At 65.9% G+C, this 16502-nt stretch carries 17 protein-coding genes; 11 read left to right on the top strand and 6 right to left on the bottom strand.

All coding sequences use genetic code 11. The annotated features are described in order from the left end of the window. Position 1: 1 nt before the first annotated feature. From E4341_RS03410 to E4341_RS03425, 4 genes are read left to right on the top strand one after another with little or no spacing between them, the layout of a single operon-like run. Complete coding sequence (locus E4341_RS03410; protein WP_165115172.1) at positions 2 to 1588, top strand: cellulose synthase operon protein YhjQ/BcsQ; 1587 nt, start codon at positions 2 to 4, stop codon at positions 1586 to 1588. 3 nt (positions 1589 to 1591) lie between these two features. After that, positions 1592 to 3259: a CpaF family protein gene (locus tag E4341_RS03415; RefSeq protein WP_235551299.1), complete on the top strand. Its 1668-nt coding sequence runs from the start codon at positions 1592 to 1594 to the stop codon at positions 3257 to 3259. 4 nt (positions 3260 to 3263) lie between these two features. Continuing rightward, the gene (locus E4341_RS03420) at positions 3264 to 4241 is read left to right on the top strand and encodes a type II secretion system F family protein (RefSeq protein WP_165115174.1); all 978 of its coding nucleotides are present in this window, start codon (positions 3264 to 3266) and stop codon (positions 4239 to 4241) included. Between the two features lie 10 nt (positions 4242 to 4251). Then, on the top strand, positions 4252 to 5229 hold the full coding sequence (locus tag E4341_RS03425) for a type II secretion system F family protein (protein ID WP_165115176.1): 978 nt from the start codon (positions 4252 to 4254) through the stop codon (positions 5227 to 5229). Here the strand turns inward: E4341_RS03425 and E4341_RS03430 are convergent. Both E4341_RS03430 and E4341_RS03435 read right to left on the bottom strand, forming a co-directional pair. After that, positions 5226 to 5666 carry an SRPBCC domain-containing protein gene (locus E4341_RS03430; protein WP_165115178.1) on the bottom strand — a complete coding sequence of 147 codons (441 nt, stop codon included), beginning with the start codon at positions 5664 to 5666 and terminating at the stop codon, positions 5226 to 5228. The two genes, E4341_RS03425 and E4341_RS03430, sit on opposite strands and share 4 nt — an antisense overlap. A 46-nt stretch (positions 5667 to 5712) precedes the next feature. Continuing rightward, positions 5713 to 6069: a hypothetical protein gene (locus E4341_RS03435; RefSeq protein ID WP_165115180.1), complete on the bottom strand. Its 357-nt coding sequence runs from the start codon at positions 6067 to 6069 to the stop codon at positions 5713 to 5715. Between the two features lie 90 nt (positions 6070 to 6159). Between E4341_RS03435 and E4341_RS03440 the strand changes: the two genes are divergently transcribed. Further along, positions 6160 to 7461: an amidohydrolase gene (locus tag E4341_RS03440; RefSeq protein WP_205751347.1), complete on the top strand. Its 1302-nt coding sequence runs from the start codon at positions 6160 to 6162 to the stop codon at positions 7459 to 7461. Between the two features lie 52 nt (positions 7462 to 7513). Here the strand turns inward: E4341_RS03440 and E4341_RS03445 are convergent, their stop codons facing one another. Beyond that, positions 7514 to 8302 (bottom strand): DUF4145 domain-containing protein, encoded by a 789-nt coding sequence (locus tag E4341_RS03445; protein ID WP_165115182.1) that lies wholly within the window; start codon positions 8300 to 8302, stop codon positions 7514 to 7516. Positions 8303 to 8422: 120 nt separating this feature from the next. Further along, the gene (gene dapE, locus E4341_RS03450; RefSeq protein ID WP_165115184.1) at positions 8423 to 9610 is read right to left on the bottom strand and encodes a succinyl-diaminopimelate desuccinylase; all 1188 of its coding nucleotides are present in this window, start codon (positions 9608 to 9610) and stop codon (positions 8423 to 8425) included. Between the two features lie 42 nt (positions 9611 to 9652). Here dapE and E4341_RS03455 point away from each other — a divergent pair, with 42 nt between their 5' ends. Together E4341_RS03455 and E4341_RS03460 are read left to right on the top strand one after the other, a co-directional pair. Then, positions 9653 to 10129, top strand: coding sequence for a cupin domain-containing protein (locus E4341_RS03455; protein ID WP_165115186.1), 477 nt, complete (start codon positions 9653 to 9655; stop codon positions 10127 to 10129). Between the two features lie 125 nt (positions 10130 to 10254). Next, positions 10255 to 11430, top strand: a complete 1176-nt coding sequence (locus tag E4341_RS03460) for an MFS transporter (protein ID WP_370458479.1) — start codon at positions 10255 to 10257, stop codon at positions 11428 to 11430. Positions 11431 to 11512: 82 nt separating this feature from the next. On the opposite strand, the gene E4341_RS03465 is transcribed toward E4341_RS03460, so the two are convergent. Beyond that, a complete protein-coding gene (locus E4341_RS03465) occupies positions 11513 to 12538 on the bottom strand; it encodes a 2'-deoxycytidine 5'-triphosphate deaminase (protein ID WP_091750682.1) in 1026 nt (341 codons plus the stop codon). A gap of 81 nt (positions 12539 to 12619) precedes the next feature. Between E4341_RS03465 and apaG the strand changes: the two genes are divergently transcribed. Then, on the top strand, positions 12620 to 13027 hold the full coding sequence (gene apaG / locus E4341_RS03470; RefSeq protein ID WP_017506618.1) for a Co2+/Mg2+ efflux protein ApaG: 408 nt from the start codon (positions 12620 to 12622) through the stop codon (positions 13025 to 13027). 215 nt (positions 13028 to 13242) lie between these two features. On the opposite strand, the gene E4341_RS03475 is transcribed toward apaG, so the two are convergent. Next, positions 13243 to 13779, bottom strand: coding sequence for a GcrA family cell cycle regulator (locus tag E4341_RS03475; RefSeq protein WP_017506617.1), 537 nt, complete (start codon positions 13777 to 13779; stop codon positions 13243 to 13245). Between the two features lie 230 nt (positions 13780 to 14009). On the opposite strand from E4341_RS03475, the gene E4341_RS03480 reads away from it, so the two are divergent. The 3 genes from E4341_RS03480 to E4341_RS03490 are packed head-to-tail and all read left to right on the top strand — an operon-like array spanning position 14010 to position 16414. After that, the gene (locus tag E4341_RS03480) at positions 14010 to 14840 is read left to right on the top strand and encodes an ABC transporter permease (RefSeq protein WP_045810698.1); all 831 of its coding nucleotides are present in this window, start codon (positions 14010 to 14012) and stop codon (positions 14838 to 14840) included. A 42-nt stretch (positions 14841 to 14882) separates the two neighbouring features. Continuing rightward, positions 14883 to 15893: a M28 family metallopeptidase gene (locus E4341_RS03485; RefSeq protein ID WP_165115188.1), complete on the top strand. Its 1011-nt coding sequence runs from the start codon at positions 14883 to 14885 to the stop codon at positions 15891 to 15893. Further along, complete coding sequence (locus tag E4341_RS03490; protein WP_165115190.1) at positions 15890 to 16414, top strand: YcxB family protein; 525 nt, start codon at positions 15890 to 15892, stop codon at positions 16412 to 16414. The genes E4341_RS03485 and E4341_RS03490 overlap by 4 nt, the downstream gene beginning before the upstream one ends. Positions 16415 to 16502: the final 88 nt, after the last annotated feature.

The raw sequence follows: 16502 nt of genomic DNA on the forward strand, positions 1-16502 counted from the left end.
CATGAGCACAGCCCCAGCCCCTCGCGAGTTCGACACCTTCGACGACGCGTTCGATGTCGATATGGAGTTCGCGCCTCCGGTTGACGACGTCGCCGCGCCGCGCAGCCCGCTTCAGTTCACGCCTGCGGCGTCGGCGATGCCGGCCGGTGCGGCGCCTCAGCCCCAATCGCCGCTTCAAGCCGCGCCCCTGGCGCCGGTCCAGGCCGCCCCGGCCTTTGCGCCCGACGCCGCTGGCTTCAATCCGGTCGGTGACGTGGTCGCCCAGGCGCAAGCCAGCCTGATGGATACGGGGCTGGCCTTCACTGGTTTGGCCCCGGCCAGCAACATCGGCGAAGTATCGGTGCCGCGCATCGCCATCCATGTCTTCGCCGAGCGCCAGGACACCCTCGCCTCAGCCGAGCGCGCCGCTCAAGATCGCCGTCTGTCGCGCGCCACGACTCAGATCCGTGTCGGCGGCGTCGCTGCGGCCGTCGAGACCTACCAGCATGAGCCGACGCCGCCGCTGATCATCGTCGAGTGCCTGAAAGACCCCCAGACCCTGCTGTGGGAAGTCGATCAGCTTGCCGAGGTCTGCGACGCCGGCACCAAGGTCGTGGTGATCGGCGCGACGAACGACATCATCCTGTTCCGCGAATTGATGCGGCGCGGGGTCAGTGAATATCTGGTCGCGCCTTTGCAGCCGCTGCAGCTGATCGCGGCCATCGGCGGCCTGTTCAACGACCCGGCCCAGCCCTTCGTCGGTCGCACCATCGCCTTCGTCGGCGCGCGGGGCGGGGCGGGGGCCTCGGCCGTGGCGCACAACACCGCCTATGCGATTTCCGAGCGGATCGGCGCCAATACGGTGATCGTTGACTATGACCTGCCGTTCGGCACCGCCGGCCTGGATTTCAACCAGGACCCGCTGAACGGCGTCGCCGACGCCCTGGGCCAGCCCGATCGGCTGGATTCGACGCTGCTGGACCGGATGATGGTCCGCTGCACCGACAAGCTGAGCCTGTTTGCGGCGCCCGCCAGCCTGGATACGGACTGGGACATCTCGACCGAGGCGTTCGAGGAGGTCACCAACCAGATCCGGGCCACGGCGCCCTTCGTCGTGCTGGACCTTCCGCACCTGTGGTCGCCGTGGATGCGCCGCACCCTGATCAGCGCCGACGAGGTGGTGGTCGTGGCGACGCCGGACCTGGCGTCCCTGCGCAACGCCAAGAACATGATCGACCTGATCCGTCAGGGCCGCCCCAATGACGCGCCGCCGCGCCTGGTGTTGAACCAGGTCGGCGTGCCGGGACGCCCCGAGATCCCGGCCAAGGACTTCGGCGCGGCGCTTGGCGTGCACCCCAGCCTGATCATTCCGTTCGACGCCAAGACCTTCGGCGCCGCGGCCAACAACGGCCAGATGATCCTGGACGCCGGCGCCAAGACCAAGTCGGCCGAAGCCTTCCAGACCCTGGCCCAGATCGTGTCGCGCCGCGAACTGCCGATGGTGGCGGGACCCAAGGCCAAGCCGGCAAAGGCTGGCAAGGCCGAGAAGACAAAGCCGGCCGATGGGGCGTCGAAATCCCTTTTCGCCAATATGTTCAAGAAGCGCTGACGGATGTTCGGCAAACGCACAGGTCAGCCCGGCGCCGCCCCTGCGCCCCTGCGGCCGGCCCCGGCCCCCGCACCGGCGTCTGCGCCCGGCGGCGAACCTGTGTCCGTGTTCAGCATGCAGACGGCCGCCGCGCCGATGGCGGCCACGACCAACGCATCGGCCTTTGCCTATGCCGACGAGGATCTGGAGCCGGCGGCCGACGCCTTCGATCGGGCGTCTGCGCCGACCCAGCCCGCGCCGGCCGATCGTCTGGACGCTCTGGCCTCGCGTCCCAAGCCCAAGCCGGCGCCTGAGGCTCCGCGTCCCACCGGCAATGTCGCCGGTACGGGCCCGAAGGCCACGGCGGGTCTCGAGCAGCTGAAAAAGGCCCAGGCGGTCGCCGAGATCGTCCGGGAACAGAGCGACTACTATCACGCCACGAAGACGACGATCTTCAACGCGTTGATGAACACCATCGACCTGGCCCAGCTGGCGCATCTGGACCAGAAGGCGGCGTCGGAAGAGATCCGCGACATCGTCGCCGAATTGGTGGCGATCAAGAACGTCTCCATGTCGGTCGCCGAGCAGGAGCATCTGGTTCAGGACATCGTCAACGACGTTCTGGGCTATGGTCCGCTGGAGCCGCTGCTGAGCCGCGACGACATCGCCGACATCATGGTCAATGGCGCAGGCCGCGTCTTCATCGAGGTCGCGGGCAAGGTCCAGCTGACCAACGTCCGTTTCCGCGACAACACCCAGCTGATGAACATCTGCCAGCGGATCGTGAGCCAGGTCGGGCGCCGCGTGGATGAGTCGAGCCCCATCTGCGACGCCCGCTTGCCGGACGGTTCGCGCGTCAACGTCATCGCTCCACCGCTGGCCATCGACGGCCCGACGCTGACGATCCGGAAGTTCAAGAAAGACAAGCTGACGATGAAGAATCTGGTGGAGTACGCCTCCATCAGTCCCGAGGGCGCGCGCGTCCTTGGCGTCATCGGCGCGTCGCGATGCAATCTCGTCATCTCGGGCGGCACCGGCTCGGGCAAGACGACGCTGCTGAACACCCTGACGGCCTTCATCGACCCGACCGAGCGGGTCATCACCTGCGAGGACGCCGCCGAACTGCAACTGCAGCAGCCGCACGTCGTGCGTCTGGAAACCCGCCCGCCGAACCTGGAAGGCCAGGGCACGATCACGATGCGGGATCTGGTCAAGAACTGTCTGCGGATGCGTCCCGAGCGGATCATCGTCGGCGAGGTGCGTGGACCCGAGGCGTTCGACCTGTTGCAGGCTATGAACACGGGCCACGATGGCTCCATGGGCACGCTGCACGCCAACAGCCCGCGCGAAGCCATCAGCCGGATGGAGTCCATGATCACCATGGGCGGTTACGGTCTGCCGTCCAAGACGATCCGCGAGATGATCGTCGGCTCGGTCGACGTCATTATCCAGGCTGCCCGCCTGCGCGACGGTTCGCGCCGCATCACTCACATCACCGAGGTCGTAGGCCTGGAAGGCGATGTGATCGTGACGCAAGACCTGTTTGTCTACGACATCACTGGCGAGGACGAGAACGGCAAGATCATCGGCCGTCATCGCTCGACCGGCATCGCCCGTCCCCGCTTCTGGGACCGCGCCCGATACTACGGGCTGGAGCGTGAGCTGGCCGACGCTCTGGACGCGGCGGAGTAGGACGATGCTTCCGATTCTCGCCGCCGTTCTGGCCTTCATCACCATCGGCGGACTGGGCTGGGTCTTCGTCGGCGGAGACGATTCGTCGGCCCAGGCCGTCAAGCGCGCGCAAAGCTTGGGCGAACCCAAGAAGAGCGCCGCGATCGCCCGCAAGGCCGCCGCCGCCAATACGCCCGAGGCGCGCCGCAAGCAGATTCTGGTTCAGTTGCAGGACGCAGACCGGCGCGAGCGCAAGGCGCGCACGACCCTAGCGGCCCGCCTGAAACAGGCCGGCCTGAGTTTAAGCGTGCGCACCTTCTACATCATATCGGCGGTGGTCGGGCTGGTGACTGGCCTGGGCGCACTAATCTTCGGACTGCCGATCCTGGTGGTGCTGGGCATTTCCCTGATCTTCGGCCTGGGCCTGCCGCGCTGGGTCGTCGGCTTCCTCGCCAAGGGCCGCATGAAGAAATTCTCGCTGGAGTTTCCTAATGCTGTCGACGTGATCGTACGCGGCATCAAATCGGGCCTGCCGGTCCACGAGTGTTTCAAGATCATCGCCCGGGAAAGCCCTGCGCCGTTGGGGCCTGAGTTCCAGCAATTGGTGGAAGGGCTCGGCGTCGGCCTGACGTTGGAGCAGGCGCTGGAGAAGATGTACGGCCGCATGCCGACTTCAGAACTGCGCTTCTTCACCATCGTCATCGCCATTCAGCAGAAAACCGGCGGCAATCTGGCCGAGGCGCTGGGCAATCTGTCGGCCGTTCTGCGCGCCCGTCGGATGATGGGCGAGAAGATCAAGGCGCTGTCGTCCGAAGCGCTGGCCTCGGCGGGAATCATCGCGTCCCTGCCGCCGGCGGTGATGACGATGGTCATGTTCACGACGCCCGGCTACATGATGCCGTTATTCAATGACTTCCGCGGCAACTTCCTCCTGCTCATCGCGGCTGTGCTGATGTCGACCGGCATCTTCGTGATGAAACGCATGATCTCGTTCAAGTTCTGAGGCCGGGATCATGGAAAGCTTCATCCGTTTCATCACCGATCCGCAGAACCTGCTCAGCATCGGCGTGGGCGTGCTGGTCTTCGCCACCGTCCTCACCCTGATGTCGTCGATGACGGGCGGGGTTGCGCTGGACAAGAGGATGAAGGCCGTCGCGGAACGCCGCGACGACCTGAAACGCCGGTCGCGGGCGAACATGGCCGGCGGTCAGGGCGCGCTGCGTCACACCGATGACGGTTTCAAGAAGCGGATCGTGGATCGGCTGAACCTCAGCAAGCTGTTGGAGGATCCCAAGGTCGCGGGTCAAATGGTGCAGGCCGGTTATCGCGGGCCGCGTCCGCTGACGACCTTCTACTTCTTCCGCTTCGCCTCGCCTTTCATCTTCATGGTGTTGGCGGCCTTCTATCTGTTCATCCTCAAGGTCGTGGACTGGCCCACGATGAACAAGGTGACGGCGACGATGGCGGCGGCGGTCGCCGGCTTCTATGCGCCGAACCTGTATCTGAAGAATCGGATCGACAAGCGCCGCACCTCGATCATGCAGGCGTTTCCTGACGCGCTGGACCTGCTGTTGATCTGCGTCGAAGCCGGCATGTCCATCGAGGCGGCGATCGCCAAGGTCAGCCAGGAGATGGGTCCGTCGTCGATCGATCTGGCGGAGGAGCTGTCGCTGCTCTCGGCCGAGCTGTCGTATCTTCCTGACCGTCGCATGGCCTATGAAAACCTGAGCAAGCGCACCAATCATCCGGGCGTGAAGTCCGTGGCCACCGCCATGACGCAGGCCGAAACCTACGGCACGCCGCTGGCGACCGCTCTGCGCGTGATGGCCAAGGAAAATCGCGATTTGCGGATGTCCGCCGCAGAGAAGAAGGCCTCGGCCCTGCCTGCCAAACTGACCGTGCCGATGATCCTGTTCTTCCTGCCGGTGCTGTTCGTCGTCATTCTGGGACCGGCGATCCTGAACGTCATGGACATGATGAAGGGCGGTTAAGCCGCTTCAGCTTCCGACGCCGCCTTCAGACCCTCGGCGGCGCTTTCCAGCGCCTTCTTCATCGCCGGGCGGTGCTTATCGTGGAACAGCTCGCCGCGAATGCCCGAAAAGCGAATGCCGATGGCGACGATGCAGTTCCCGGGCGCCAGCTCCTCGATCTGGATGTAGCGCAGGCTCTGGAACAGGAATCCGCGCCGTTCGGCCCAGACCAGCCGCGCGCGCGGCTGCCATTCCACCACCTGGGCCGCCGACTGGCGTTCGGCCATGTCGGGCCACGCCTCGGTCATGGTCAGACGGCCGCCATAGGCGATGGCGCCCTCGACGTCCTTGTCGATCGGGTTCCAGGCGCCCCAGCCGGACAGGTCGGCGACCAGGTCCCAGATGCGGTCCGAGGTCGCCTGAACGCCGACGCGTTTTTCGATGCGAGTGTCATCCATGGTTTCGCTCTGACACGGCTGGCCGCCGGAAGAAAGGCGCCGAGCCTCAGTCGGCGGCGTCGACCCGCTTCAACCGCCGTCCGTCATCCAGCCCCAGCCGCGTCTTGACCTCGAACAGATCGGCGCCGGCCGGAATGATCAGCAGCTTCTTGGGTTGGGCCGTGTTGACCGCGACGACGGCGCCCTTGGGGCAGATGTCGAAACAGTCGGCGCCGACGACCGTCACCTCGCCCTTGCGACCCTGTTTGCCCTTCTTCAGGTGCAGATATTTTCGCAGCGCCTTTTTCAGCGTCAGATCGCCGCCGGGGCCGAAGCCGCCGTCCAGCTTTTTCGAACATTTGCGGCAGACCAGAACGACGTCGCGCCATTCGGTCTTTGCGCTCTTGAAGGCCTTCTCACCCATGCGGACAGAAATCGCCGTTCGCGACGGCTTGCACAAGCGGGTGCGGCGCCGTCACCTGTCGTCGGGCTGAAAATTTCACGGGACCTTCACATGCGCCGATTGTTCGCCGCCTCCACAATGGCGCTGCTGCTTGCCGCCGGCGCCGCTCAGGCGCAGGTCGACACGGCCAGCGTGGACGCCGCCGTGCAGCGCGTCATGCCCGAGGTCGTCGCGTGGCGGCGCGACTTCCACCAGCATCCCGAACTGGGCTTCGCCGAGACTCGCTCGGCCGGCGTGATCGCCGACCATCTGCGATCGCTGGGACTGGAGGTCCGCACCGGGGTCGGCAAGACAGGGGTGATCGGCGTGCTGCGCGGCGCACGGCCGGGCCGGACGGTGGCCCTGCGCGCCGACATGGACGCCCTGCCTGTGCAGGAGGCGACGGGCCTGGCCTTCGCCTCCACCGCCACCGGGACCTATATGGGCAATACGGTGCCGGTGGCCCATGCCTGCGGCCACGACATGCATATGGCCATGCTGATGGGCGCAGCCGAGGTGCTTGCGGGGATGAAGGACCGGATCGCCGGCACGGTGGTCTTCGTCTTCCAGCCGGCCGAGGAGGGCGCGCCTCCGGGAGAGCCCAAGGGTGGGGCGGCCCTGATGATCGCCGAAGGGGCGCTGAACGATCCCAAGCCCGAGGCCATCTTTGGCCTGCACGTCGTGCCGGGCCGTCCGGGCAGCGTCTTCTATCGGCCCGAGGGGTTCATGGCCGCCTCGGACCGCGTGGATATCCGCCTGAAGGGCAAGCAGACGCACGGCGCCTGGCCCTGGCGCGGGGTCGATGTGATCGCGGTGGCGGGTCAGGTGGTCGAGACGGTCAACACCCTGACCGCCCGCACGGTGGATCCGACCACGACCCCGACCGTCTTCACCATCGCCACGATCAACGCCGGCGTCCGCTACAACATCATCCCCGACAGCGCGACGCTGTCAGGCACCCTGCGCACCTTCGATACGGCCCAGCGCGACGCCCTGGTCGCCCGAGCCGAGACCGCCATCGACCACGTCGCCGCCGCCTATGGTGCCACCGCCGAGTTCGGCGTCAAACAGAACGCCGCCCTGGTGTTCAACGACCCCGGCCTGTCCGCCTGGCTGGCCCCGGTCCTGACCGAGGCGGCCGGAGCGGGGAACGTCAACCCCGCCACGCCCCCGACCACGGTGGCCGAGGACTTCAGCTATTTCCAGCAGGTCATCCCCGGCGTCTTCTACCATCTTGGGGCCAGTCCCGACGGCGCTGATCCGGCGACCTCCGCGCCCAACCATTCGCCGGAGTTCTCACCGAACGAGAAGGTCTTGCCACTGGGGGTGAAGACGCACGTCCTGACGGCGCTGCGGTTCTTGGAGCGGAGCTAAGGCGAGAAGTTTGACGGGAGGCTATGATCGATTTTCCAAATCAACCGCCTAATTACTTCTTGGCTGCTTTCAACGCTCTTTCATTTCGCTGTTGGATCCCCGCGAGTTTCTCCGCAGGAAGCCCATTGAACAGTTCAGCCACTTTCCTTCGATCAGTAATCATTGTCTCGGAGACGATGTTAACAAGCCGAAATAACGCTTGGACGGTTGCGTGGTCGTCCCGAAGATCAATAGACCCCGGATGTACGCTTTCGTTACCTATGACGCGGACAACGTCTAATGCCTGCTGAACCTTCATGTTCAGGCCGTCTGTCACAAGATCGGCAATCATAGTGTCTATCTTTCCTGTCTTCCCTAAGTGGCGACAGAGTTTTTCAAGCGATAAGCGAAGTAGAGCCGCCGCACCCCGTGGAGAAAGGTGCGCAATGTGTGCGGCTTCCATAAAATCGTCTCGCACATCGTCGGGTAGGTCCTCATTTGGAATTACCGCAACATCTGAAACGGGATCGATTATCCTATCTCCAAGCCATAGGGTGCCTCGTTTGCAAACGAAACAACGTGACAAGTGTAGATTGGGTACTTTATAGTTCACATATGTGCTTTCCTTTTCTTGGGCGGGACGAGCGTCCGTTGCAAGTAAGGCAAGGCCATATTTCTGGAACAAACCGTCGTCCGGATTTTCCGCCAGAACCTGCCGGATGCGCTCAGGGTCTAAAGAGGTGGGAATAGCTTCTTCGTCCAGAAACGCCGCGTAAAGGCCCCACCAACCCTGTTGTGCGTGAGCATGACAATGCGGGCACGTGAAGGCTCTGCGGCCTAGGGATGCAGCTTGAATTTCCATCCGCCCACACTCGTCCATAGCGAATATCCATTGGACGCCTGTTTACTACAGGCTGCAATGTCTGATCGTGTCAGGAGGTGCAGGGTGGTTGTCGCAAAAGCAACCTACTCCCGCGGCAAGCTACAACCGCTCGAACACCGTCTCGATCACGCGGCGATACACCGCCGTCAGCGTCTCCAGCTCCGCCGTCGGCACCCGTTCGTCGATCTGGTGCATGGTCTGGCCGACCAGGCCCAGTTCCAGCACCGGGCACAGGGCGCGGATGAAGCGGGCGTCGGAGGTGCCGCCGGTGGTGGAGGCTTCGGGGCGGCGGCCCGCCACGGCCTCGACCGAGTCCTGAACCGCCTCCACGAAGGCGCCCGGCTCGGTCAGGAAGGCCTCGCCCGAGCAAAGGTGCTCCAGGGTGATCTGAAGCCCGGTCTCGGCCTGCATGGCGCCGGCCTCGCGGTTCAGCCAGTCGATCAGGGCGTCGCCCGTATGGCTGGGGTTGAAGCGGATGTTCAGCCGCGCCGTCGCCTGGGCCGCGATGATGTTGGTCGCCGGATTGCCGATGTCGATGGTGGTGATTTCGAGGTTCGACGGGGGAAAGTTCTCGTAGCCCTGATCCAGAACGTGGTCGTTCAGGCGGGCCATCAGGCGTGCGATCACCGGGGCCGGGTTGGCGGCGCGCTCGGGATAGGCGACGTGGCCCTGTTTCCCGTGGACGGTGATCCAGGTGTTCAGCGAGCCGCGCCGCCCGACCTTGATCATGTCGCCCAGCTGCTGCGACGAGGAGGGTTCGCCGACGACGCAGGCGTCGATGACCTCGCCCTCGGCGGCCAGGGCCTCGACCACCCGTTTGGTGCCGTGCAGCGCCGGGCCTTCCTCGTCGCCGGTGATCAGGAAAGAGAGGGAGCCGGCGGGTTCCCCGTCCGCCAGCACCTGGGACACGGCGGCGACCCAGGCGGCGATCCCGCCCTTCATGTCCACCGCGCCGCGACCGTACAGGACGCCGTCCTTGACCTCGGCGTTGAAGGGTTGCGACGACCACTGATCCGACGGGCCGGTCGGAACCACATCCGTATGGCCGGCGAAACAGAGGTTGGGCGAGGCGTTCCCGCGTCGCGCATACAGGTTCTCGATCCGCGCATGGACGCCTTGTCCGCCTGGTCCCTCGAAGGCCAGGCGGCGGCAGGTGAAGCCCAGCGCCATCAGGTGCCGTTCCAGCACATCCATCGCCCCTTCGTCGGCGGGCGTGACGGACGGAATGCGGATCAGGTCGCGGGTCAGTTCGACAGGATCGATAACGGGAGTTGATGCGCGGCTCATGCGGCTATGCTTTAGGACCATCGTGCGGAGGCGAGAAGAGCCATGCCCAAGATCGACATCGACAGTGCGCCGACGACGAACGGCACCACCTATCCCGAGGAATACGCGGGCCCGTGCAAGCCGCGTCGCCGCTGGCGGCTGGGCGATGCGGCGGGGCTGAGCCAGTTCGGTGTCAACCTGCTGCGCCTGCCCGACGGCGCCTGGTCCAGCCAGCGCCACTGGCACGCCGAAGAGGACGAGTTCGTCATGGTGATCGAGGGCGAGGTGGTGCTGATCGAGGACGATGGCGAAACGATCCTGTGCGCCGGCGACTGCGCCGGGTTCAAGTCCGGCGTGCCGAACGGCCATAAGCTGGAGAACCGATCCGGCCGCGAGGCGGTTCTGCTGGAAGTCGGCACGCGCAGCCCGACGACCACCCCCGCCGACTATCCCGACATCGACATGGTGCTGCACGCCGGCGTCGACGGCTATTTCCACCGCGACGGCTCGCCCTATCCGAAATACCCAAGAAGAACGTGACCACAGAATCCATCGCTGCCGGCCCCGCCGCCCCGCCCGTTCCGCCGTCTCCGTCATCTGGGGGGCCGGAAGGCCCGTCCAGCCCGTGGGGCATTCGCGACTTCCGCCTTTTGTGGTTCGGGCGTGTGGTGGCGGTGCTGGCGATCCAGATCCAGTCGTCGGCCCTGTTGTGGCAGGTCTATCAGATCGCCCGGCGGGATCATCCGATCGAGGAGGCCAGCCTGTATCTGGGGCTGGTCGGGCTGTGTCAGTTCCTGCCGCTCTTGGCCTTCACCCTACCCGCCGGGGCGATGGCGGATCGGCGCGACAGGAAGCGCACGGTGTGGATCTCGATCCTGGTCGAGGCGGCCTGTGCGGGATCGTTTCTGGCCATGGCCCTGCATGGAAACCCGCCGCTGTGGGGTCTGTTGGCGGTCGCGGCCCTGTTCGGCGCGGCGCGGGCGTTTCTGGCGCCGGCCAGCCAGGCCTTCCTGCCGATGGTGGTGGGGCGCAAGGCCCTGCCGCCGGCCATCGCGGCCCAGTCCATCGCCTTTCAGACCGGCGCCATCGCCGGCCCAGCCCTGGGCGGGGTGATCGTGGGGGTGAACGTGCCCCTGGCCTATGCGGTGTCGCTGGGCATGTTCCTGTTGGCCGTCGCGGCCTTCATCCTGATCCGCACCAGCGGGAGACCTGCGCCCCAGGCCAATCCGCTGTCGCCGGTGGATTCGGTCAAGGAGGGTCTGGCCTATGTGTGGAAGACCAAGATCGTGCTGGGCGCCATTTCGCTGGATCTGGTGGTGGTGCTGCTGGCGGGCGTGGCCCTGCTGACGCCGATCTTCGCGCGCGACATCCTGCATGTCGGACCGCAAGGGTTCGGCCTGTTGCGTGCGTCGTTCGGCGTGGGGGCCATGGTCATGGCCATCTATCTGAGCCGCTATCCGATCCGTCAGAACGGCGGGCGCTGGATGTTCGCGGCGGTGGCGGTGTTCGGCCTGTGCACCATCACCTTCGGCCTGTCGCGCATCGTCTGGCTGTCGGGCCTGGCCCTGTTCATTGGCGGGGCGGCGGACATGATCAGCGTCAATGTGCGCCAGACCCTGATCCAGCTGGCCACGCCCGATCACATGCGCGGCCGGGTGTCGTCGGTGTCCATGCTGTTCATCGGCGCCTCGAATGAACTGGGCGAGGCCTATTCCGGCGTCATGGTCCGGCTGCTGGGCGCGGTCGGGGCGGCGGTGTTCGGCGGGTTCGGCGCCCTGGCCGCGACCGGGGCCTGGGCGACGATGTTCCCGGGGCTGAGGAAGGCGGACAAGCTCACTTGAGTGGCGAGTATCGCGTAAAGAGTGGCGAAGACGATAGCGAACGGCTCGTCACTCGCCACTGACTACTCGCCACTCGGCGCGATCACCACGCCTTGAAGTGCTTCGACAGCTTCAGGCCCTGGTTCTGATAGTGGCTGCCGCTTTCACCATACAGGCGGCTGGGGCGTTCGGTCAGGGGTTCATAGACCAGGCGGGCGACGATCTGGCCGTGTTCCAGCAGGAACGGCGTGTCGTGGGTGCGGACTTCTAAGACGCCTTTCGAGCCCGCGCCATGCGCCTCGTCGGTGCCGAAGCCGGGGTCGAAGAAGCCGGCGTAGTGGACGCGGAATTCGCCGACCGACGGATCGATGGGAGTCATTTCGGCGGCCTGATCGACCGGGATTTCGACGTCGTCGGACGAGGCCAGGATGTAGAACTCGCCCGGATCCAGCAGCAGTTCGCCACGGCGCAGGCTCAGCGGCTCCCAGAAGTCGCGCGGATCGTGGCCGTCGATGTGGTCCAGATCGACCACGCCCGCATGGCGACGCCCGCGGAAGCCGACGATGTCGCCGCCCTGCAGATCGACGCCGACCGAGCGGGTCTCCAGCTTGGGCGGATCGCCGGCCTTGAGCCGCAGCTGGTTCAGGCGCGTGCCGGGACGGACCAGGATGGAGAAGGTCTGGGGCGCGACCTCCATATAGAGGGGGCCGTCATAGCCTTCCGCCACATCATCGAAGCTGGCGCCCTGATCGGTCAGCAGACGCACGAAGACGTCGACACGGCCGGTCGAGCTTTTCGGATTGGCGCGGGCGATCAGGCCCTGGGGCAGTTTCAGCCGCTCCTGAAGGCGCACGATGTAGACGCAGCCCTTTTCCAGCACGACGCCCGCCTCGGTGATCTCGATGGCGTGCATGGCCACGTCGGCGATGCGGTCCTCGACCTTGCGCCGGCCGGGCAGGAAGGAGGCGCGCACGCGCCACGCCTGATCCGACAGCCTCAGGTCCAGACTGGCCGGCTGGACCTGGTCGTGGTCGAAGGGGGTGTCGGACGTGACGGCGCCTGTGGCGATCAACGTCTCGATGGACTGGGCGGGCAGGATGCCGGGACGGGGCGCTTGGAAGGAGCTCATGGCGTCTGTCTCACACGGTTTTCACGACTTGTCTCCAAGTCGCGCTTGCAGCCCGCGCGCGGCGGGGCGAGCATATAGCCCATGCACGATGGTCCTGCCTATACCGCCGAGACGAACGGCATCCTGATCCGGGTGCGCCCCAGCTATCTGGCGGGCCAGTCCGATCCAGACGAAGGCCGCTGGGTCTGGGCATACCAGATCGAGATCGTGAACCTGACGGGTTCGACGGTGCAGCTGATGGCGCGTCGCTGGACCATCACCGACGGCCACGGCCATGTCGAAGAGGTGCGCGGCCCCGGTGTCGTCGGCGAACAGCCGGTGATCGAGCCGGGCGGCAGCTACGCCTACGCCTCGGGCTGTCCGCTGGGCACCGACAGCGGCTCGATGGTGGGCGCCTATTATATGACGGATGCGGATGGGCGCAGTTTCGAGGCGCAGATTCCGGCGTTCTCGTTGGATACGCCGGATGCGCGGCGGGTGCTTAACTGATCGAAGGGCGGATGGGGCTGCGTCAACCCGGATGAACCGCAGCCCCGCCCCTGAAGTCTCGCCGGCCGCTTGCGCGCACCGGCGAGGGGGAAGTCGGCTCCCTAAGGAGCATCTTTTTGGCGCTACGTTCGCGACGCGGTCGCGCACGACTTGAGCGCAGTCGTGCGCCCTGCGCGAAGCGCCGCGCTCATGTAGAGCGAAGCGCGGTAGCGCCCTTAGATGTAACGACGCAGGCTGCGGGCCAGGTCGGAGCCGCTTTCCTTGGAGCCGCGACGGACTTGCGGCTGGTAGGCGACGCGGGCGTGTTCGACGCAATAGACGCCTTCCGACGAGCGGCGGCCGCAGAAGCTGAACTCGCGCGACGACGGGTCGCCGATCGGCCATTTGCACATGTGGGCGCCCAGGGTCATCACGGTCGCCGTGCCCGGCAGGTCCGGGATCGGGGCGGGGACGGGCGCGGCGGGTTCGACCGGCTTGGGCTGGACGGCTTCCAGACGGCGCGGGGCCGAAGGTTGCTGCGCCGGAGCGGCCGGCGCCGGACGCGGACGCGCGGTGCGGAAGGTCGCGGCGACGGTGCGCGCCGGTTGCGACGGGGCGGCCCGGCCCGACAGGCCCAGACGGTGCACCTTGCCGATCACGGCGTTGCGGGTGACCCCGCCGCCCAGTTGTTTGGCGATCTGGCTCGCGGACTGGCCCTCAAGCCAGAGCTTCTTTAGCGCGCCTACGCGGTCGTCGGTCCAGCCTGCGGTCATGCCACCCTCCAGCGAGTTTGGATTCAATATCTGGGTCCAGGCTCCCCCTCCGGGGTCTTGACCTACAACTAATCGTAAACCAGCCGTTAAGAGACGCAAGATGTGCGAATCGTCCTGTCCACAGAAACCAGATATTGAATCATCGTTAAGGTTAAGGCGGCGCCGTCGTTTTCGGGACGATCTCGCCTGATCTCTTGCGAAGCGCGGCGGTCGAGCGCATCTGGCGAGCCATGACCGATACGCCCGATCTGATCTCCACCCGGCCTGCCGGCCTGCCGCAGCCGCGTCGCTATCCGGGGATCAACTGGATCGGGGTGCAGACTCTGTATCTGCGCGAGGTGCGTCGCTTCTGGAAGGTGGGCGCCCAGACGGTGGCGGCGCCGGTGGTCACGACGCTGCTCTATATGCTGGTGTTCGTGGTGGCGCTTCAGAACGCGCGGCCGCCGCTGCACGGCACGCCGTTCGCCCTGTTCGTCGCGCCCGGCCTGATCATGATGGCCATGTTGAACAACGCTTTCGCCAACGCTTCGTCCAGCCTGATCCAGGCCAAGATCATGGGTACCGCGACCGATTTCCTGACCCCGCCGCTCAGCCCGCTGGAGCTGACGCTGGGCTTTACGCTAGGCGCCGCGACGCGTGGGCTGGCGGTCGGTCTGGTGACGGCGATCTGCGTGCTGCCGTTCGCGCCTCTGGGCATCGCCAACATCTTCGCCATCGTCTGGTTCGCCCTGGCCGCCTGTTTCATCATGGGCATGACCGGGGTGCTGGCGGGGCTGTGGAGCGAGAAGTTTGACCACCTGTCGGCGGTCCAGAATTTCATCGTCATGCCGATGACCTTCCTGTCGGGGACCTTCTATCTGGTCGAGAACCTGCCCGAGCCGTTCCGGGCGCTGAGCCGCTACAACCCCTTCTTCTATCTGATCGACGGCTTCCGCTACGGCTTCATCGGCCATGCCGAGAGCAATCTGACGGTCGGCGTCATAGGGTCGGCCGTGCTGATGGCCGTCATGGGTGTAGTCTGCTGGCTGGTGTTCCGCTCGGGCTGGCGTCTTAAGAGCTAGATCGCTACCTGTTGCGGATCGCTCCCCCGAGAGGTCCGCTTCATGCTGTTTCGTTCGCTCGTCGCCGCCACGGCCCTGTTCGCCGCCACATTCGCTTTTGGGCCCGCCTTCGCTCAGGAAGCGACGCCCCAGGCCGGCGACCGCCCCGACATCGCCGCCGGCGCCGCCCAGTTCATCAAGCCCACCAACGCCGAGCGGACCCAGGTCCTGGTCGGTTTCCTGACGACGTTGGGCTTCACGCCCGAAATTCAGACCTTCGAAGGCGGCAACCAGGCCACCGGCCCGATGGAAGGCGCCAATGTCGTCGTCACGGTGGGTCAGGGCGACAAGGACATCGTCCTGACCGCCCACTATGACGCGGTGAAGCTGCGCGACGGAACCCTGTCGCAGGGCATCGTCGACAACGTCGGCTCGGTCATGGCGATGATGGAGGCGGCCAAGACGCTGGACATGGCGCTGGAAGGTCAGCCGGTCGCCCACCGCTTCGTCTTCGTCTTCACCGACCAGGAAGAGCTGGGCCTTCTGGGCGCCAAGGCCTTCCTTGAGAAACACAGCAAGGACCGGATCGCCGCCGTCATCAACGCCGATGTCGCCGCCTATGGCCAGACGGTCATGTATGGCGAGAACAATGGGCCGCAGTCGGCCTTCGTGCTGGAGACGCTGCGCGGCCTGTGCGCCGAACGCGGCTTCGACTGCATGCCCTATCCGACCTATCCGCCCAGCGACGACCGCGCCTTCTCGGCCGCGGGCGTGCCGGTGGTGTCGATGGGCACTCAGGATGCGGTCGGCGCCCACCAGATGTGGCTGGCCTTCAACGGCGGCAAGGACAACGGCCTGAAGGAGGGCTTCGTCCCGCCCGTCTTCCAGCGCATCCATACGACCGACGACAAGCTGTCCTATCTGAAGGGCGTCGACGTCGCCCGTTTCGGCCTGTTCATCGCCGATCTGGGCCTGGCGCTGGACAAGAAGCTGGTCGAAATCCAGGCCAAGGACGCGGCCGTCGCCGCCGAAACCGCGCCGGCGGCCCCGGCGACGACGCCCGGCGACGAGTGACGACGGTCATCGAGGTTCGCGGCGTTCAGCCGACGCCGAAGGAGGGCCGGGCGGCCGTCAAGGCGTGGCCCGTCGTCCGGCGCTGGGCGAACCTGCCCGTGTTGTTTCTCGGCGGCGCCATGCTGGCGACCATCGCCGTCTGCATCGGTTTGCCCCTGGAGCGAACCGGCTGGATCGTCGGTCTTCAGTTGGTCGGGCTGTATGGCTTTATCGGGCTGTCGGTCGTGGCGCATTCCAGGGTCATGGCGGCGGCGCGCCGGTCGCCGATCGCGCAGAAGCCAACCGACTGGCGCATTGATGACAGCGGTCTGGCTCTGTCGGGTGTGGATTTCGAAACCCGCATCGGCTGGCGCAATCTGGTCGCGGTGGTGGAGGACAAGGATCGCCTGATCTTCGCGGCCTCGCCCAACACCAACTTCATTTTGCCCCTGCGCGTGCTGGAGACGGATCAACGGCAGGCGCTGCGCGTCTTGATCGCCGATGTGCGAGCGCGAGGCGTCCTCGGCGCCGGTGTTGACTAAGACCCGCGCGCGTCCGACAACGCCTGACCGTATTGATCCGGCTCCGTCGCGCTCGCGCCGGGGCCGTCTCGCTTTTGGAGGTCTTGGT

It is taken from the genome of Brevundimonas sp. 'scallop' (genome assembly GCF_011045535.1).
Classification (GTDB): Bacteria; Pseudomonadota; Alphaproteobacteria; order Caulobacterales; family Caulobacteraceae; genus Brevundimonas; species Brevundimonas vesicularis.